Source organism: Bradyrhizobium sp. SBR1B, from assembly GCF_014198205.1.
Lineage (GTDB): Bacteria > Pseudomonadota > Alphaproteobacteria > Rhizobiales > Xanthobacteraceae > Bradyrhizobium.
The window spans coordinates 614,602-632,626 of record NZ_JACIHC010000002.1; the positions used below are offsets into that span (position 1 = coordinate 614,602).

Sequence of the window (18,025 nt, forward strand, 5' to 3'; positions counted from 1 at the left end):
ATTTCTAGGTAACAGGACACGCCTCTTCGGCCTCGCGACGCATGACGCCCGAGTCCAGTGCTTCTCTTGACGCCCCTTCCTTGGAAAGGGCGCAGGGAAGGCCGGGCGCCGGCTGGCACCCGCGGTCCGCTGCGCGCAAATTGCGAAGACAAATGCACAGCGGCATACAGGGCAGCCCAGGACATCCCGGCCTTTCCCTGCGCAATGGTTTTACGGCTTATGGCGCGCTCTCCCCGGGGAGCGATGCACTATTGCCCCCGTCGCCTTGCGGATGACTGGCGCGCGTGCCCGGTCGGGCCGCTTCACCACCACAAGCCTTGACGCACAGACCCCGGGCGTCAGGACGACACGCTTTTGCCGTACGCGGACCGCACCGGTCGTGTGCGCGCTGCTCAACCGCTCACGGGCCAAACCCGCCCTGCGATTGCTGGCGCGCCGATGCACTCCACGTCCACCGCCACCCGGCCCGCGCATCGTGACGATCGCGAAACGCCCCTTATCCTTGGGCCGGGATGAGCGACACATACGATATTTCCGAATTTCGGTCAAGCAGAATCTTGTGTGACCAAGCGGCGAGTGTCCAGACAGACCTTGTTCCGGCCGAGAATCATCTCCTGCAGCTCAATAGCTTCGTTTCTCCCCCGTGTATCCGCATCGTCATTGCGAGCGCAGCGAAGCAATCCCGGAATGCATCAGCGGAAACAGTCTGGATTGCTTCGTCGCAAGAGCTCCTCGCAATGACGAGGAGGAGAGATTACGCTTCTTGAGGCCGTTCCACTTCGCCGCGCCGATCCCTATATCCTGTGGCAGCAGATGTGATGCAGCGGACAGTTTGATGGCCAGGACACGCAGGACGGACGCCGACGACCTCCCCCGCTATTTCGTCTGGGTCCGGGGCCTCGAAGGCCCCGAGCCGCAGAAATGGATGGCGATGGATTTCGGCGTCGGCGACTGGAAGCGGCCGCTGGTGCTGGCCTATCTTGAGCTGCCGGCGGACGAGCGCGATCTGTCGCTGTCGATGCTGGCGCGGCGCTACCCGCCGCCGCGGGTGGATCTCTCGTAACGGCGTCAGCCCATCCAGCACAAGTCTGTCGCCATGGAGACAACGACCGCTGGAGGCAGCGCCGCCGCCAGCCAGCGACGACCCGACACGGCGACGCCGCACGATCCCGCTTGCTACCTCAACGCGACTGTGCGCAGAATGCACCTGTGTTTTCATGAGTCAGAGATTTCAACCACTGATTGATTCCGGGAAATGGTGCCCGGTTTGGCCTGACGCTTTCCTTGTCGAATTGCCGGAGGGGCCCATGACGCATCATGATGTCGGGGGGAACGCCGATTCTCCGAGGCCGGAACGCGCGCCCAGCGATCAAGACAGCAATGCCGGCGCGGGCGCGGCCCTGCCAAGACGCAAGCTGGTGCTGTTCGCCGACGGCACCGGCAATGCGTTCACCAAGCAGGAATCCAGCGTCTGGCGTCTGTATGAGGCCCTGGACCATACCCAGCCGGACCAGATCTCGCATTACATCAAGGGTGTCGGCACCGCCGGCTGGGCACCGCTTGCCGCGCTCGACGGCGCCACCGGCATCGGCGTCCCCGGCAACGTACGCAAGCTCTATCGCTTCCTGTGCTGGAATTGGCGACCCGGCGACGAGATCTACATCTTCGGCTTCAGCCGCGGCGCCTTCACCGCGCGCACGCTGGCGGCGCTGATCGCGAGCCAGGGCTTGGTGCCGGCGGAGATCGACGACACGCCGGTGTCGCACGCGGAGATGGGGCGCAACGTCAAAGCCGCCTGGCGCGAGTATCGGCGCGAGACCGTGCCCTGGACCAAGAGCTTGCCGACGATCTGGGTCACGCGCTGGATCCGCGACTTCCTGCTGTTCGTCTATCACTGGCTTTGCGGGCACCGTAGCTATGCCGAGGTGCGGAGCAAAATGAACGGGCGCAGCGAGGTCGAGATCGCATTCCTCGGCCTGTTCGACACCGTCGAGGCCTTCGGCGTGCCGGTCGAGGAGCTCCGCCTCGCCATCGACTGGGCAATCTGGCCGATCTCGTTCCGCAATCACCGGCTGTCGCACAAGGTCAGGCACGCCTGTCACGCGCTCGCGCTCGACGACGAACGCACCACCTTCCATCCGCTGCGGATCGACCAGAGCCATCTGGCGGAGGGACAGATCGTCAAGGAAGTGTGGTTCACGGGCGTCCATTCCGATATCGGCGGCGGCTATCCTGAATCCACGCTGTCCTTCGTGCCGCTAGTCTGGATGGTCGAGCAGCTCGGCGACCGGTTGCGCTTCCAGGACGGCGAGATCGAGCATTTCAGGGAATATCAATCGGCGCTCGGGCCGCGGCATGATTCACGCAGCGGCGCAGCGGTGCTGTACCGCTACGGGCCGCGTCCGATCCTCAGCGGCGACGTGAATGGCGGGCTGCCGGTGGTGCACTTCGCCGTCATCGAGCGCATGCTGCTCGGCTGCGACGATTACGCCCCCATCATGCTTCCGGCGAACTGCCTGGTGCTGCTGCCGGACGGAACGAGGTTGCCGCTGCGATCGGAGGGAGAGACCAAGGATCTCGACGAGCAGCATGCGCGCGAGGTCATGAAGGCCGCCTATCTGCAAAAGGCGACGGGACCGCGTCGTACCGAGGAGGCCAGGGCCTTCACTGGGATGAGCACGCCGGACGCCACCATGTCGAGCCTCACGCGCGACACCGTGTGGTGGCGGCGCGTCGCCTATTTCTCGCTTTTGTTCATGGCCGGCGTGATCGCCGCGTGGCCGTGGATCGCGCACGCGCTGGTGCAATGGTCCGAAGACCGCGCCCTGGAGGGCACCGGCGCACTGTCTTTCATCACCAATATCGACTGGGTGATGGGCGCAGTGGTGGCGCCACTGACCAATCTGCTGCAAGACGTGGTGCCGTCCTATGCGGCCCCCTGGCTCAACATCGCGACCTACTATCCCTTCCTGACCTCGATCGTGGTGATCGTCACCTGGTGGATCTGGCAAAAGAACGGAACGTTGCGTGACGACATCGAGGAGCGGGCGCGTCTTGCATGGAACACGTCGCGCCGCAGGGCGAGCATGGAGCACATCGACAAGCCGGGGCCGTTGATGCGGCTCGGACACTGGATGCGCCTGAACGCCAGCCCGGCGCAGCACGTCATCACCAGGGGACTGGTGCCGGCGGTCTTCCTGATCGCGATCTTCGGCTCCGCCGCGCTGATCGTGTCGAGCAGCCTGTTCACCGCACGTCTCGCCCTCGGATCGGTCTGCTCGCCGCCTGCCGTCAAGGGCTCGGCCGCGTTCCAGACCGGCACGCCGGTGACGGACGAGCCGGTCGACGCGCGCGCGTTATTCGACACCAGGGACTTTTGCTGGTGGAGCGGGCTCGCCGTCGAGAAGGGCCGCAAATACCGCGTCTTTCTCGAGATCAAAGAGCCATGGTTCGACCGCACCATCATGAGCGGCGTGAACGGATTTGCGACCTACGAGCCGCACCACTACGTGGCGCTGCCGGAGCGTCGTCTGTTCGCCGCGGACTGGTTTCAGCCCGTGGTGCGCGTCGGCAGCAAAGGCATCAACGACCTGCCGCTCAAGGCAGTCAATGTGATGCCGGCCGACGAATTTCCCCGCCGCATGAAGCCCACCCTGCCCGCGGAGGACGACATCAGCAGGAGCCGCAACAGGTACCCCGCGCGGCTCGACGACACGGCCGAATTCAAGGGCAGGCTCGACGGACTCGGCAAATTCGAACCGATTCCGCCGGCCATGCTCGCCGAGGCAGGCCAGGTCTGGACCAAGCAGCTGTTGACCGGCCGCGTCGTCGCCGAATTCGTGGCGCCCGAGTCCGGCGAGCTGTTCTTCTACGTCAATGACGCCGTCCAGATATTCCCGCGGCTGCTTCCGGAGTCGTGGGTCCCGTCCTGGCTCGATGCGATCCAGGGGCCGCACGATCTGTTCTACCGAAACAATAGCGGCACTGCGAAGATCAAGGTCCAGCGCCTGCCGGCCCCACCGATGCCGCCGGACAAGCCGGCATTACCGCTGGCGAGCAACTGAGGTCCAGCGGGGACGCAGCGTCGGAGCGCTCCGCGCCGCGACTTGGACACGGGGCATTCCCGCCCCCATGATTATGGGTGTCGCTGCCTGCGTCCGGTGGTTAAACTTGCCCTTGCGCCGCGGGGGACACGCGGGTCGCGGGACCATGATCATGACCGAACAGGGCGAGACGGGTGAAGCCATCACCATCCTCCTCGTCGAGGACGACGCGCCGACCTGCTGGCGGCTGCAGGATGCGCTGGTCAAGGCCGGCTACGAGGTGCGCAGCGCCGGCACGCTCGGCGAAGCCCGTTCCGCGCTTGCCGGCGGCGCGCCCCGCGTGCTGCTGACCGATCTGCGCCTGCCCGACGGCCACGGCATCGAGCTGATCCGCGAGATGAGGCAGCGCTTCCCCGACACCGAGATCATGGTGATCTCGGCCCTCGGGGACGAGGAAAGCGTGATCTCGGCGATCACAGTCGGCGCCACCGGCTATCTGCTCAAGGACGCCTTCCCCACCGACATCGCCACCACGGTGCGCGATCTGGTCGCCGGCCATTCGCCGATCTCGGCCTCCATCGCGCGCTTCATCGTGCGCAGAACCCAAGGTGCCGCGCCAAATTCGGCGGAGCCGCCGCCCGGCCCGGCGCTCAACACGGCGAGGCTGACACCGCGCGAGATCGACATTCTCTGGGGCATCGCAAAAGGCTTCAGCTATGCCGAGATCGCCAGCCATCTCGGCCTGTCCAAGCAGACCGTGCCCGGCCATATCAAGAACATCTATCGCAAGCTTGAGGTGCACACGCGCAGCGAAGCGGTCTTCGAGGCGGTGCAGCAGGGCCTGATCAAGCTGTGAGCGAGATCGCGGCCAAAGCACCTATCAAGGCAGCTACGAAGGCGCCTACGCGGCCGCGGCGCCGGCTGATCGCCTCGCGCCTCGTGCCCTATCTGCTGATGCAGGCCCTGATCGTGATCGCCACCATTCTCGGGCTGCGGCTGCTGCAGCCGAGCGATCCCGACGATTTTGCGTTGAGCGGGTTTTCGCTGCGGCAGGACGGCGTGACGCTGCCCGTGAACCTCCCGCATTTCACGGCGTCGCGCTATTCCCTGGACGACCCACCGCTCTACACCGGCAGCTTCACGTTCCGGCGCGGCGAAGCGGCAGCGGGATGGTCGGTCTATCTGCCGCGCTTCAGCAACGCGGTGGAGGTCGCCGTCGACGGCGTCGTCGTGCTCGATTCCCGGCGCGACGCCAATGCCAACCGGCCCGACCGCAACACGCCGCAGATCGCAGCGATACCCGCCTCACTGCTGCGCGAGGGCGCCAACGAGATCACGGTGCGCCTGTTCGTGTGGGGGCCGTTGAAGGGTTTTCTCGACACTGTCTATGTCGGGCCGGATGCCGCCTTGCGGCCAGCCTATGAGACGCGCACACTGCTGTTTGTCACCCTCCCCGTGGTGTTTTCGGCCTGGCAGTCGATCCTCGCCGTCATCCTCGCGATCATGTGGCTGATGCGGCGCCGCGAGCCGGTCTACGGCGTGTTGGCGGCCGCGATGGTGCTCGGCGTGGTGCAGGCGTACGTACCGCCGCCGGTTCCGCCGGCCGCCACGTCGCGGCTTGCCGCGGTGCTGCTGGCGTCCGCGCCGATCGAGAGCGCGTTGGTCGTCATGTTCGGCGTGCTGTTCTTCGGCTGGCGCTGGCCGCGCTACGGCATGCTGCTGTTCGTGCCAGGCCTCGTCGTGTTCGTGGTCGGGCTGATCGGGGGCCCGCCGCTGCCGCGCATCCTCTTTCTGGTGCTCGGCATCCCCACCGTCGGGATTTGCCTGTTTCTGATGGCCTGCGTGACCGCGACCGCGGTCGTCCGGCGGCAGGACGCGGCAAGCTTCACGATCGGATGCGCCGTCACCATCGTGCTGGTCTGCTGGGTCCAGGACATGTTCACGGTGTTCGAGATCGTCGCCAACGAACGCATCTTCGTCTCGCGCCTGTCCTATTCGGCGATGCTGGTCGCGATCGGGGCCGGCTTGACCTGGCGCTTCGCCCGCGCGCTCAACCAGGTCGACAGCTTCGCCGGCCAGTTGGTGACACGTGTGCGCGAGGCCGAGGAGCGGCTGAAGGCGAGCTTCGTCCGCGAGGAGGAGCGCGCGCGCGCCGCCGCGCTCGCCAATGAGCGCACGCGTCTGATGCGTGACCTGCATGACGGCCTCGGCGGCCAGCTCGTCAGCATCGTCGCGCTCTCCGAGCGCGGCCATGAGGGCGCGACCATCACCGACGCCGCCCGTGCCGCGTTGAAGGATCTGCGTCTCGTCATCGATTCCATGGACGACATCGGCGGCGACCTGATGCTCGCGCTCGGCTCCTGGCGCGAGCGCGCGAGCGCGCAATTGCGGCCGCACGACATCACGCTCGACTGGCGCGTGGCGACCCCGCAGGGCCTGCCCCTGCACCCTGAACTCAGGCCATGGCACGTCATCCAGATCGTGCGCATCCTCGACGAGGCCGTGACAAATGCGGTCAAGCATGCACACGCCCACCGCATCGCGGTCACCATCGAGACGCTCGATGCAAGCGAGGGGCCGTACGGCCTGATCAGCGTGACCGACGACGGCCAAGGCTTTGCGCTGGCCGGCCATGGAGAGACCGCCCGCGCGGGCCAGACCGCGCGCGGCTTGCGCAACATGAGAAGCCGCGCCGCGCGCTGCGGCGCCGTGCTAGACCTGAGTTCCGATGCTTCCGGCACGCGGGTGCGGCTGCAATTGCCGCAGCGTTTTCCCGACAGCGACGCGGCTGCGGGCTGAAAAGCCCCCTCTCCGAACGTGTGGGACGCGCGGAGAGAGGGAACGGGCCGGGTGATTTGCCGGCGGAGGACGGGGGTTCGTCCGCAGGGCGCCCTGGGCCCGAGGCGATGCAATCAATTCAATCGAATGGAAATATCAGCGCACGCCGACGCGATTGACCGGGCCGCCGCGATTCATCGGCGTTCCCGCGCGCACGCCGACCCCGGGGGCGCCGACGCCGGGCGTTGCGACCGCGGCTCTTGCGACCGGCGCTCCCGGCGCGACCACCACGGCCGCCGTCGGCCGCACCACGCAGCCCTTGGGCACGCCGACCGTCTTGCAATAGACCACCGCCTGCGCCGGGCTCGTGCCCAGCGACACCATCGCCGCGCCGGCCAGCGCCATGACCGTCAGCCCCGCACTCAGCGCTCCAGCTCTCTTCGACATCCTTTGCTCTCCTGCTTCCCGTTCGGCGTCCCGATGCAATCACCGGGTTTCGCAGCCGAGGTGCAGCCTGAATGACAAAATACGGCGCGCGGATACATGCCATGAAGATGGGGGTTGCCGCGGCCGGGACACCGGGCCGACGCCATGAACATGGCATGGACCCACGCACGACCTTCGCGAGATGGTCCGGCCCGATTGATCCCGGTCGGGACCAACGTCGATTCCAAAGAGGTGCTTTATGAAGATTTCAGCTGTTGCCGCGCTGCTGCTCGCCGCTTCCGCCCTGCCCGCTGCTGCACAATCCGGTCCATCGGTCCAGGAGCAAATGGCCTGCCGTGGCGATGCCAGCAAATTCTGCGCTGAGCATATCGGCAAGCCCCCTCAGATGAATGCCTGCCTGCGCGAGAACAAGTCGAAACTCTCGGACAGCTGCCGCAAGGTCGTCGAATCACGCGGCGGCTGATCTGCCAACGCTCTCGCGAAGAAGAGAGGAGCGGCGTGCTGCCGCCCTCTCAACACCCGGCGCCGCTACTCCTGCATCATCTCGCCGCTGCCGCCGAACTCGGCCGGAAAATCCTTCAGCTTGGGCAGGCCGTCGCGCATCGGCAGCACGGTCTCGGCATAGTTGACGTGAACGCCGGGCGCGAAGGCGAGCGTCGGGATGGTTGCGGTGAAGACGTCGACCAGTCCGAGCGGCGGATGGTTGGTCATGAGATGGCCGCCGCACTTCTTGCAATATTGGCGCTGGCTGAGCGGCGTCTTGGCAAACGTCTCGACATTCTGGGCGCCTTCGGTGACGCGCACGGCCTCGGGCTTCCACAGGCTGAAGGCGTTGACCGGACCGCCCGACCAGGAGCGGCAGGAGCGGCAATGGCAATAGCCCATCGCCTCCGGTGCGCCCGTGACCTCGATCGTGACCGCGCCACAGAAGCAATTTCCGACATGTTTCATTTGGTCGTCTCCGTTTGATGAAGAGGAAGAAATCCTCTCCCCGCTCCTCGTCCACAATATGTCGGGACCGATGGGAATGCGGGGAGAGGTGTCGGGGTGAAGGGGGACATCACCCCGGGGACGTTGAGGGGACGGGTATGTGAGATGCTCGCATACCTCAGCCGGCGCGGCCAAGCGTCCTCCGTTCGGCGGACGCGCGGTGCCGCACCGAGGCTAGAGTGACCGACGCCAGGGAATAAGCATCGACACCCGTTGTTTGTACTGCCGGTACTCGTCGCCGAAGAGAGCGACGAGGTCGTGCTCCTCCAGCGCGATGCCGACGAAGATGTAGAGCGTGGTGACGACCGCAAACAGCAGATGCCCCGCGGTCATGGTCGGCGCCGCCCAGAACGCAATGATGAAACCGAGATAGATCGGATGGCGGACGAAATTGTAGAGCAGCGGCGTCCTGAAGCGCGGCGGCGTCATCTCCTTGCCGACCAGATGGTTGGTCACCTGATGCAATCCGAACAATTCGAAATGATTGATCAGGTAGGTGCTGGTGAACACCAGGATCCACCCAGCGAAGGACAGCGTGACCAACGTCACGGCGAGATCCGGGTTCTCGACATTCCATACGATCGCAGGCAGCGGGCGCCACTGCCAGAACAGGAGCAGCAATGACAGGCTCGCGAACAGCACATAGGTCGAGCGCTCGACCGGCTTGGGGACGAATTGCGTCCACCACGCCTTGAACTGCTTGCGTGCCATCACGCTGTGCTGAAGGGCGAACAGCGACATCAGGAGGAGATTGACGATGACGGCTTCGGCCGTCGGCGTGTCGGTTCCGGTATCGATGGTCTTGGGCACCACCATCCCCATGACGAAGCCGATGGCGTAGAGAATGGTGACGAAAAACACGAGATATGCCGCAATTCCGTACAGAAAGGCGATGAACTTGAAAATGCGTGAGCCCGCAACCTCCGGGCTGATGGAATGAACCTGGTGATCAAGTTGGGTCATAGAACGCTCCGTTGTGCCGAGGCATCGACACTGTTTGGTCTTCGCACCATGCCGGATCGGACGTCCCCAGACTTTCGCGACCGGTTGATTTTCGCCTGAGACGACTTTGATTTTTGCTTGAGACGACAGAAACGTGCGATTTCGCTTTGAAAACAACGTGCTCGACGGCGACCTGCGGGAACTGACCTGCGGCGGGGCAGCCGTGCCGTTGCAGCCGCAGGTGTTCGATCTCTTGCTCTATCTCGTCGCGCAACGCGCGCGTGTGGTCAGTAAGGATGACCTGATCAGCCAGATCTGGAGCGACCGGATCATCTCGGATTCGGCGCTGAACAGCCGGATCAACGCAGCGCGCAAGGCGCTCGGCGACGACGGCGCGACGCAGCGGCTGATCAAGACCATTCCGCGCAAGGGCTTTCGTTTCGTCGGCGAGGTCCGGGAAGATGTGGCAGCGTCGATCGTGCCGGCCGAAGCCAGGCCCGCGCCGTCGCGCGTGGGGGACCGCCCGGCGATCGCGGTGCTCGCCTTCGAGAACATGAGCGGCGATCCCGCTCAGGACTATTTCGGCGACGGGATCAGCGAGGACATCCTCACGGCGCTGTCGAAGCAGCGCTGGTTCATGGTGATCGCCCGCAACTCGTCCTTCACCTACAAGGGGCGCGCAGTCCACCTCAGGCAGATCGCGGAGGAGCTCGGCGTCCGCTACGTCGTCGAAGGCAGCGTGCGCAAGGCGGGCAATCGGGTGCGCATCACCGCGCAGCTCAACGATGCCACGTCAGGCAGCCATCTATGGGCCGAGCGCTACGACCGCGAGCTGGTCGACGTCTTCGCCGTCCAGGACGAGATCACCAACGCGATCGCCGCGGCGATCGAACCGCAGATTCACGCGGCCGAAAGTTTTCGCGCCCAACGCAAGGGACCTGCGAGCCTGGACGCATGGGATCTGCTGATGCGGGCGCTGTCGCATTATTGGCGCGTGACCCGGCACGATCACGAGACCGCACGGACGCTGCTCGAACGCGCGATCGGGATCGATCCGAATTACGGTCAGGCGCTGTCGGTGCTGGCGGCGAATTACATGTTGGGCGTGCACCTCGGCTGGGCCGAGCTCGCCACCGTGGTGCCGGTGGCGGAGGCCGCCGCGCTGGCCGCGGTGCGCTGCGACCATGAGGATGCCTGGGCGCATGTCGCCCTCGGCAGCGTCTGCTTCTCGACACGCAGGCTCGGGGACGCGCTGTCCGAGTTCGAGCAGGCGCTCGCGCTCAATCCGAACTTCTCGCTGGCGCAGGGTTATTACGCGCTGGCGCTGTCCTATGCCGGACGTCCCAAGGATTCGTTCGAGGCCGCGCAACGGGCGATCCGGCTGTCACCGCGCGATCCGTCGCTGGCGATCTATCACGGCATCGCCGGCTATGCGCGCTTCACCGAACGCCGTTATGACGAGGCCATCGCACTGGCGCGCGAGGCGATCCGCCATCGCGGCGATCTCACCGGCGCCTACCGCGTGCTCGCGGTCTCCGCCGGCATGACCGGTGACGGAACGCTTGCGGAGACGGCGCTGGGCGAGCTCCGCCGCACCCAGCCCGACATCTCGCTGCACTGGATCGCGACGCAACTGCCGTGGGCCAATGACGGGGATCGCGAGCACTATCTGGAAGGATTTCGGCGCGCGGGACTGCGCTAGGCGGCTGCTCTTACCCCGGCGCTACGCGCGCTTGCGGCGCAAATGGACGATGACGTCGAGCCGCGCGATCTCGTGGCCGGGAAGCGCCTCGGGGATCCTGGTGAAGGCGAGGCCTTCGGCAACGTCGACCAGCACATCCTCGCCCTCGAGATAGAAGTGCGGATGCACCGATGTGTCGGTGTCGAAGAACGACTTGATGCCGTCGGCGGCGATCCGGCGCAAGAGGCCCGCCTCGGTGAACTGGTTCAGCGTGTTGTAGACGGTCGCGAGCGACAGATAGGCGTTCGCCGCCATTGCCTCTTCGAACAGGCTCTCTGCGGTGACATGACGATGACCGCGCAGGAACAGCAACTGGCCGAGCGCCAGGCGCTGGCGCGTCGGGCGCAGACCGGCATCGCTGAGCAATTGCAGACAGTGCTGCACCCCTGCATCGGGCGGCAACTCGAGGCCGGCGACATCAGGATCGCTATCGTCATGCGCAGGGAAATTCGTGGCCTGGATGTCCATCGATCGTCTCACGGCTCAGGGGGAGCAGGACGCACAGTGCCGGGTCCTGCCAGTTGCTATTCGATCGCAAAAGCGGCGGCCTGGCTTTGATCCGGATCAAATCCGGAGCGGGGCCGCCTCTGACCTATCGCAAGGCGGTCCGGTTTATTCCTGGCCGGTTTGGCGGCGGGCGCTCGGCGCATCATGACCGCCTGACGCTTTTGGTCGCAGGTGCAGGCTTGTGCAACGCCTTCGTAGACTCTCGACAGGAGTAAGGCCGCTTGATCACCCGGAGCGGGCCGATCCGCCGCGCGCGAAGGTATGCGGAAAACAGGACGCGCTGTACATTTTTTGTGCGAGCACTGTCGCGACTTTCATCTTGCGGCGCCGAACGGGACTGTGTGAGCCTCGATATCGGATGGGGACTGGGATGGAGCGGCCGTAGTTTCGCGCGCCATGGCGTGCGAGGCGTTGACGGCTGGTCTCGCTTGAGAAAGATACGACATGCCGAAACGAGTGTTGCTTGGTCTCCTCCTGGCGTGCGGCCTCACGGCCCCGACACTGGCGCAAGAGCCGAAGACCGGAGGTGTGATCAATGCGGTGATCCAGCCCGAGCCGCCCGGCCTGATGCTGGCGATGGTCCAGAACGGCCCCGTGCAGATGGTCTCGGGCAACATCTTCGAGGGCCTGCTGCGCTACAGCCCGAAGCTCGAACCGCAGCCGGAGCTCGCCGAGAGCTGGAGCGTCAGCGAGGACGCCAAGACCTACACGTTCAAGCTCCGGAAGGGCGTCACCTGGCATGACGGCAAGCCCTTCACCGCCGCGGACGTCTTGTTCTCGATCGAGATGCTGAAGCAGACCCACGCGCGCGCCCGCAACAACCTCGCGCAGGTCGACAAGGTCGAGGCGCCCGATGATTACACTGTCGTGTTCACGCTGAAGCAGCCGTTCGGTCCGTTCCTCGGCATCTTCGAGGTCGGCTCGATGCCGATGGTGCCGAAGCATCTCTATGAAGGCACCGACTGGAAGACCAATCCCTACAACAACGCCCCCGTCGGCACCGGCCCCTTCATGTTCAGGGAATGGCAAAAGGGCTCATTCATCCGCCTGGTCAAGAACCCGAACTATCACGAGAAGGGCAAACCCTATCTCGACGAGATCTACTGGCAGATCATTCCCGACGCCGCGGCGCGCTCGGTGGCGTATGAGACCGGCAAGGTCGACGTGCTGCCCGGTGGCTCGGTGGAGAATTTCGACGTGCCGCGGCTGTCCAAGCTGAAGGACACCTGCGTCACCGGCGCCGGCTGGGAGTTCTTCTCGCCGCTGGCCTGGCTGTGGCTGAACAACCGCCAGGGTCCGCTCGCGGACAAGCGGGTGCGGCAGGCGGTCATGTATGCGATCGATCGCGACTTCGCCAAGGACGTGATCTGGAACGGGCTCGGCAAGGTCGCGACCGGCCCGTCCGCCTCGACCATCAAGTATTACACCGACGACGTGAAAAAATATCCGTACGATCCGGCCAAGGCCAAGGCCCTCTTGAAGGAGGCCGGCTACAAGGGCGAGAAGATCCGGCTGTTGCCGCTCGCTTATGGCGAGACCTGGCAGCGCTGGGGGGAAGCGGTGAAGCAGAACCTCCAGGACGTCGGCATCAACATCGAGACCATTGCCACCGACGTCGCCGGCGGCAACCAGAAGATCGGCGACTGGGACTACGACATCGCCTTCACCTATCTCTACCAGTACGGCGATCCCGCGCTCGGCGTCGGCCGCAACTACGTCTCCAGCGCCATCGCCAAGGGCCAGATGTTCAACAACGTCGAGGGCTATTCCAACCCCGAGATCGACAAGCTGTTCGCCGACGGCGCGGTCGCGACCCCCGACTCCAAGCGCAAGGAGATCTACGAGAAGGCGCAGAAGATCCTGGTCGAGGACGTGCCGGTGGCCTGGATGCTCGAGCTGCAGTTCCCGACCATCACCCGTTGCAATGTCAAGAACCTGATCACAACGGGAATCGGGGTCAATGACGGCTTCAAGGACGCATGGCTCGACAAGTGACGGGCGCTTCGCGTCTGATCTCTCGTGCTGTAGCTTTCGCCGAATGATTGCCGTCCGAGCCACCGAAAAGGTGCACCTCTCCCGCTTGCGGGGGAGGTCGACGCGCGTCGGGCGATGCGAAGCATCGTCCCAAGCGCGGCGGGTGAGGGCTCTCTCCACTCGGGGACCTTCTCTGCGGAAACACCCCCACCCCTACCCTCCCCCGCAAGCGGGAGAGGGAGCGCACCGTCGCTGCGGCGACACTCTCGTCAAACAAGCGTCGCTCTAAGTATGCTCTCCTTTATCGCTCAGCGTGTCCTGAAGGGCGTGATCGTCCTGCTTGCGATCGTCGTCCTCAATTTCTTCCTGATCCGGCTTGCGCCCGGCGACCCCGCGGTGGTGATGGCGGGCGAGGCCGGGGCCAGTGATCAGATCTTCGTCAATCAGCTCAGGGAGAAATTCGGGCTCGACAAGCCGTTGCCGGAACAACTCTTCCTCTATGTCAAAGGCGTTGTCACCCTCGACCTCGGCTTCTCCTTCCGCCAGCAGGCACCGGTCGCAAAGCTGATCGGCGAACGGCTGCCGGCGACGCTGCTGTTGACGCTGACCGCATTCGCGATCTCGCTCGCGCTCGGCATCCTGTTCGGCACCTTCGCCGCGCGCTTTGCCGGGACCTTCCTCGACACCGCCATCACCGTGTTCGCACTGATCTTCTACGCCATGCCGATCTTCTGGGTGGCGTTGATGGGCATCCTGCTGTTCTCGGTCACCATGGATTGGTTGCCGAGTTTTGGTTACGAGACGGTCGGCGCCAATCTGACCGGCTTCGCCCACGCGGTGGACGTCGCAAAACACCTGATCATGCCGGCGATGACGCTCGGCCTGTTCTTCATGGCGACCTATACCCGCATGACGCGCGCCTCGATGCTGGAGGTGAAGCGGCTCGATTTCGTCAAGACCGCGCGCGCCAAGGGCCTCTCCGACGCCGTGATCCAGCGCCGCCACGTGCTGCGCAACGCGCTGCTGCCCGTCGTGACGCTGGCCGGCGTGCATTCGGGAACGCTGATCGGCGGCGCCGTCATCACCGAGACCGTGTTCGCCTGGCCCGGGATCGGGCGCCTGATGTACGACGCGCTGTTGCAACGGGACTACAATCTGCTGCTCGGCGTCTTCGTGATCTGCTCCGCCATGGTCCTGATCTTCAACCTCATCACCGACCTGGTCTATCGCCTGGTCGACCCGCGCATCGAATTCGCCTCATGAAACAGTTCTGGAAATCGATGCTGCGCAGCCCGAGCGGCGTCATCGGGCTCATCATCCTGGTTCTCGCGATCTCGGTCGCGTTGTTCGGACCGATGCTGTTCCCGAACTCGCCATGGCGCATGGTGCAGCGGCCGTTCCTGCCGCCGTTCACGCTCTCCACCGTGCCGCTCGGCACCGACGCGCTCGGCCGCGACGTGTTCGCCGGCATGATTTTTGGCGCGCGCGTCTCGCTGCTTGTCGGCCTCGTCTCCACGCTGGTCGCGCTGATCGTCGGCGTTCCCATCGGCGCCATGGCCGGCTATTTCGGCGGCAGGGTCGATGACGCCCTGATGCGCTTCACCGAGTTCTTCCAGACCATTCCGAGCTTCGCGCTCGCGATCGTGCTGGTCGCGATCCTGCAGCCCTCGATCTATTCGATCGTGACCTCGATCGCGCTGGTGAGCTGGCCGCCGGTCGCCCGCCTCGTGCGCGGGGAGGTGCTGTCGCTGCGCACGCGGGAATATGTCCAGGCGGCCGTGGTCACCGGCCAAAGCAACACCTGGATCATTATGCGCGAAATCCTGCCGAACGCACTGTCGCCCGTGATCGTGCTGGCCTCGCTGATGGTGGCGACCGCGATCCTCCTGGAATCCTCGCTGTCCTTCCTCGGCCTCGGCGATCCCAATCTGATCTCCTGGGGCTACATGGTCGGCGCCGGCCGCACCGTGATCCGCCAGGCCTGGTGGATCACCGTGTTTCCCGGCGTCGCCATCCTGATCTCCGTGCTCGGGCTCAATTTGATCGGCGAAGGCCTCAACGACGCGCTCAATCCGCGCCTGTCGCGGGAGGGACGCTGACAATGACCGCCCCGCCCGCCGTCTCCATCAAGAACCTGCGAATTGCCCTGCCCAAAGGCGCCGAGCGTCCCTTCGCCGTCGACGGCGTCTCGCTCGATTTCCGGCCCGGCAAGATCGTCTGCATCGTCGGCGAGTCCGGCTCCGGCAAGTCGATGTGCGCGCATGCGCTGATGGGCCTGTTGCCCGATACGGTCTCGGTGGCCGCCGGCGAGATCCAGTTCGAAGGACGCGACCTGCTCAAGCTCGACGACGACGGCTGGCGCGATCTGCGCGGCCGCCGTCTGGCGATGATCTTCCAGGAGCCGATGACCGCACTCAATCCGTTGATGCGGATCGGCGACCAGATGGCGGAGATGTTCGAGGCGCACGGCCTGCTGACGCCGAGGGAGCGGCGCGCGCGAGCGCTCGCTTTGGCACGGGAAGTCGGCCTGCCCGACCCTGAAAGAATCGTGCGTGCCTATCCGCACCAGCTCTCCGGCGGTCAGCGCCAGCGTGCCATGATCGCGATGGCGCTCGCGCTCGAACCAGCCGTTCTGGTCGCGGACGAGCCGACCACCGCGCTCGACGTCACCACCCAGGCGCAGATCCTCAAGCTGATCCGCAACCTCCAGCGCAACCGCAACATGGCGGTGATGTTCATTACCCACGATTTCGGCGTGGTCGCCGACATCGCCGACCAGGTCGTCGTGCTCCGGCACGGCAAGGTCGTCGAGGAAGGTCCAGCCGCGACGATCTTCAACGCGCCGCAGCACGACTACACCAAGGCGCTGCTCGCCGCGGTGCCCTCGATGGACCCGCCGGCGCGCGAGCCGCTCGACGATCAGGCCAGGGCGGTCGAGGTAATCGGGCTCGACAAGACCTATATCACCTCGGGCGGCTGGTTTCGCGAGGACCGCCGCGTCGATGCCGCGCGCGCGGTCAATTTCAACATCCTCAAGGGCGAGACGCTCGGCCTTGTCGGCGAATCCGGCTCCGGCAAATCGTCGGTGGCGCGCCTGGTGATGCGGCTGATCGAGGCCGACCGCGGCACGGTGCGGATCGGTGAGACCGATCTTACTTCTCTTTCCGGCAAGGCGCTGCGTGCCGAGCGCCATCGCATCCAGATGATCTTTCAGGATCCGTTCGCTTCGCTCAATCCGCGCCGCAAGATCGGCCACATCATCGCCGACGGCCCGATCGCGGCCGGCCTTGATGCCAAGGTCGCGTTCGACCGTGCCCGCGACCTCCTCAAGATGGTGGGCCTGGATGCCGGCGCACTCGAGCGCTATCCGCATGAATTCTCTGGCGGCCAGCGCCAGCGCATCGGCATTGCGCGCGCGCTCGCACTCGAGCCCGAGATCATCGTTGCAGATGAGGCCGTCTCCGCACTCGACGTCTCCGTGCAGGCGCAGGTCTTGCGGCTGCTCGAAGACCTCAAGACCCGTCTCGGTCTCTCTATGCTGTTCATCACTCACGACTTACGCGTCGCCGCCCAGATCTGCGACCGCATCGCGGTGATGCAGCGCGGCGCCATCGTCGAGCTGAAGCCGACCGCGCAGCTGTTTGCCGCGCCGGAGCATGCCTATACGCGCGAGCTGCTGGCGGCGGTGCCGGGACGTAAAGAGCGCGCGCCGGCGGCGTGACGATCGATCGCATCGAGTCGCCGAATTCCGGGATTGTTCCAAAAACTTGCACGCGGCCTGAGGTGAAACATATTCGGTCCAGAAGAATTTTCTTGACGAGAATATCCTTGCCGATGAGCGCAAGGAGCAAGTCGACACCAGCATTCGCGCGCGCGGCTCCAGAAAGCCGCGCGACGGATGTGAGCTGGTGAGCGGTCTCTCAACCCGGCGCATCAAAGGCACGGGAGACGTTGGGATTCCGGAGTGCGCTCACGCGCTTTTTACTCATTCGTGATCGGCGACACCGCTTCAAAGCCGAAGACGGCGTCATAGATGACGATGAAATGATAGCCGTCATCTGATGACGGGATTTGCCAACTGATATTCGGAGCCAACATGGGCGAAGTCATTCGATTTGTCTCCAAGTCCGAGCGCGAGCGAGCACGTCTCATCCAGGAGGCGCGCGCCATCTACGACAGTATCTTCCCGCCGACCGACCCGGCCAGCGAAGGCCAGGATAAGGCCGCGATGGGCCGTGCATATATCGGCCGCGACGGGGGTAACCTGTCGTGATCAAGATCATCGCCGTGCTTTGCAGCCTTGCCTCCCCGACCAATTGTCACGAGCAGGTCGTCACCACCTCGGATTTCGCGCAGGTTTCGGTGCAGTCCTGCCTGATGGGCGCGCCGCAGCTCGCCGACTGGATGAACCAGCATCCAGCCGAGCGGCTGGCTGCGTGGCGCTGCGTGATCGGTCAACAGGCCGGCCGGGGCATCTAGCGTCTGACGGCCGCGTTCGATCGGCGCGCCCGCCCGGCCATGACGGTCTCGACTGAAGGGAGCTCTTGGCCGGGGGCCACGGCTCGACCAAAGCAGTGACGACACTCCATTGCCGGGGTAACCT

At 65.0% G+C, this 18,025-nt stretch carries 16 protein-coding genes; 12 read left to right on the plus strand and 4 right to left on the minus strand.

Annotated features, from left to right (window positions below):
• The first annotated feature begins 835 nt into the window (after window positions 1-835).
• From GGD61_RS07600 to GGD61_RS07615, 4 genes are all read left to right on the plus strand, one after another.
• Window positions 836-1,063: a hypothetical protein gene (locus GGD61_RS07600; protein ID WP_018316304.1), complete on the plus strand. Its 228-nt coding sequence runs from the start codon at window positions 836-838 to the stop codon at window positions 1,061-1,063.
• Window positions 1,064-1,307: 244 nt separating this feature from the next.
• Window positions 1,308-4,064 (plus strand): DUF2235 domain-containing protein, encoded by a 2,757-nt coding sequence (locus GGD61_RS07605; protein ID WP_092255760.1) that lies wholly within the window; start codon window positions 1,308-1,310, stop codon window positions 4,062-4,064.
• Between the two features lie 151 nt (window positions 4,065-4,215).
• Window positions 4,216-4,899, plus strand: coding sequence for a response regulator transcription factor (locus tag GGD61_RS07610; RefSeq protein WP_026201644.1), 684 nt, complete (start codon window positions 4,216-4,218; stop codon window positions 4,897-4,899).
• On the plus strand, window positions 4,896-6,842 hold the full coding sequence (locus GGD61_RS07615) for a sensor histidine kinase (RefSeq protein WP_092255762.1): 1,947 nt from the start codon (window positions 4,896-4,898) through the stop codon (window positions 6,840-6,842). Before GGD61_RS07610 ends, GGD61_RS07615 begins: the two co-directional genes overlap by 4 nt.
• Window positions 6,843-6,977: 135 nt before the next feature.
• Here GGD61_RS07615 and GGD61_RS07620 read toward each other — a convergent pair whose 3' ends face one another.
• On the minus strand, window positions 6,978-7,268 hold the full coding sequence (locus GGD61_RS07620) for a hypothetical protein (protein ID WP_018316308.1): 291 nt from the start codon (window positions 7,266-7,268) through the stop codon (window positions 6,978-6,980).
• 238 nt (window positions 7,269-7,506) lie between these two features.
• On the opposite strand from GGD61_RS07620, the gene GGD61_RS07625 reads away from it, so the two are divergent.
• Window positions 7,507-7,731, plus strand: a complete 225-nt coding sequence (locus tag GGD61_RS07625) for a hypothetical protein (RefSeq protein ID WP_028139882.1) — start codon at window positions 7,507-7,509, stop codon at window positions 7,729-7,731.
• Window positions 7,732-7,796: 65 nt separating this feature from the next.
• Here GGD61_RS07625 and GGD61_RS07630 read toward each other — a convergent pair whose 3' ends face one another.
• Complete coding sequence (locus tag GGD61_RS07630) at window positions 7,797-8,219, minus strand: GFA family protein (protein ID WP_018316309.1); 423 nt, start codon at window positions 8,217-8,219, stop codon at window positions 7,797-7,799.
• A 213-nt stretch (window positions 8,220-8,432) separates the two neighbouring features.
• Entirely contained in the window at window positions 8,433-9,221 is a 789-nt protein-coding gene (gene mddA, locus GGD61_RS07635) for a methanethiol S-methyltransferase (protein WP_177237077.1), read from the minus strand.
• 133 nt (window positions 9,222-9,354) lie between these two features.
• On the opposite strand from mddA, the gene GGD61_RS07640 reads away from it, so the two are divergent.
• Window positions 9,355-10,902: a winged helix-turn-helix domain-containing tetratricopeptide repeat protein gene (locus GGD61_RS07640; RefSeq protein ID WP_092255766.1), complete on the plus strand. Its 1,548-nt coding sequence runs from the start codon at window positions 9,355-9,357 to the stop codon at window positions 10,900-10,902.
• Between the two features lie 21 nt (window positions 10,903-10,923).
• Here the strand turns inward: GGD61_RS07640 and irr are convergent, their stop codons facing one another.
• Entirely contained in the window at window positions 10,924-11,409 is a 486-nt protein-coding gene (gene irr, locus GGD61_RS07645) for a Fur family transcriptional regulator Irr (RefSeq protein ID WP_092255770.1), read from the minus strand.
• 483 nt (window positions 11,410-11,892) lie between these two features.
• Between irr and GGD61_RS07650 the strand changes: the two genes are divergently transcribed.
• From GGD61_RS07650 to GGD61_RS07675, 6 genes are all read left to right on the plus strand, one after another.
• On the plus strand, window positions 11,893-13,443 hold the full coding sequence (locus GGD61_RS07650; protein WP_183230471.1) for an ABC transporter substrate-binding protein: 1,551 nt from the start codon (window positions 11,893-11,895) through the stop codon (window positions 13,441-13,443).
• Between the two features lie 270 nt (window positions 13,444-13,713).
• Window positions 13,714-14,685, plus strand: coding sequence for an ABC transporter permease (locus GGD61_RS07655; protein ID WP_092255776.1), 972 nt, complete (start codon window positions 13,714-13,716; stop codon window positions 14,683-14,685).
• Complete coding sequence (locus GGD61_RS07660; protein WP_143109043.1) at window positions 14,682-15,521, plus strand: ABC transporter permease; 840 nt, start codon at window positions 14,682-14,684, stop codon at window positions 15,519-15,521. The genes GGD61_RS07655 and GGD61_RS07660 overlap by 4 nt, the downstream gene beginning before the upstream one ends.
• A gap of 2 nt (window positions 15,522-15,523) precedes the next feature.
• The gene (locus tag GGD61_RS07665) at window positions 15,524-17,143 is read left to right on the plus strand and encodes an ABC transporter ATP-binding protein (RefSeq protein WP_177237078.1); all 1,620 of its coding nucleotides are present in this window, start codon (window positions 15,524-15,526) and stop codon (window positions 17,141-17,143) included.
• 375 nt (window positions 17,144-17,518) lie between these two features.
• Window positions 17,519-17,695, plus strand: a complete 177-nt coding sequence (locus tag GGD61_RS07670) for a hypothetical protein (RefSeq protein ID WP_018316319.1) — start codon at window positions 17,519-17,521, stop codon at window positions 17,693-17,695.
• A complete protein-coding gene (locus GGD61_RS07675) occupies window positions 17,692-17,901 on the plus strand; it encodes a hypothetical protein (RefSeq protein WP_018316320.1) in 210 nt (69 codons plus the stop codon). Before GGD61_RS07670 ends, GGD61_RS07675 begins: the two co-directional genes overlap by 4 nt.
• Window positions 17,902-18,025: the final 124 nt, after the last annotated feature.

Coding starts and splice junctions, on each gene's coding strand:
- GGD61_RS07600 (WP_018316304.1), top strand. CDS start 836: ATGGCCAGGACACGCAGGACGGACGCCGACGACCTCCCCCGCTATTTC.
- GGD61_RS07605 (WP_092255760.1), top strand. CDS start 1,308: ATGACGCATCATGATGTCGGGGGGAACGCCGATTCTCCGAGGCCGGAA.
- GGD61_RS07610 (WP_026201644.1), top strand. CDS start 4,216: ATGACCGAACAGGGCGAGACGGGTGAAGCCATCACCATCCTCCTCGTC.
- GGD61_RS07620 (WP_018316308.1), bottom strand. CDS start 7,268: ATGTCGAAGAGAGCTGGAGCGCTGAGTGCGGGGCTGACGGTCATGGCG.
- GGD61_RS07625 (WP_028139882.1), top strand. CDS start 7,507: ATGAAGATTTCAGCTGTTGCCGCGCTGCTGCTCGCCGCTTCCGCCCTG.
- GGD61_RS07630 (WP_018316309.1), bottom strand. CDS start 8,219: ATGAAACATGTCGGAAATTGCTTCTGTGGCGCGGTCACGATCGAGGTC.
- mddA (WP_177237077.1), bottom strand. CDS start 9,221: ATGACCCAACTTGATCACCAGGTTCATTCCATCAGCCCGGAGGTTGCG.
- irr (WP_092255770.1), bottom strand. CDS start 11,409: ATGGACATCCAGGCCACGAATTTCCCTGCGCATGACGATAGCGATCCT.
- GGD61_RS07650 (WP_183230471.1), top strand. CDS start 11,893: ATGCCGAAACGAGTGTTGCTTGGTCTCCTCCTGGCGTGCGGCCTCACG.
- GGD61_RS07655 (WP_092255776.1), top strand. CDS start 13,714: ATGCTCTCCTTTATCGCTCAGCGTGTCCTGAAGGGCGTGATCGTCCTG.
- GGD61_RS07660 (WP_143109043.1), top strand. CDS start 14,682: ATGAAACAGTTCTGGAAATCGATGCTGCGCAGCCCGAGCGGCGTCATC.
- GGD61_RS07665 (WP_177237078.1), top strand. CDS start 15,524: ATGACCGCCCCGCCCGCCGTCTCCATCAAGAACCTGCGAATTGCCCTG.
- GGD61_RS07670 (WP_018316319.1), top strand. CDS start 17,519: ATGGGCGAAGTCATTCGATTTGTCTCCAAGTCCGAGCGCGAGCGAGCA.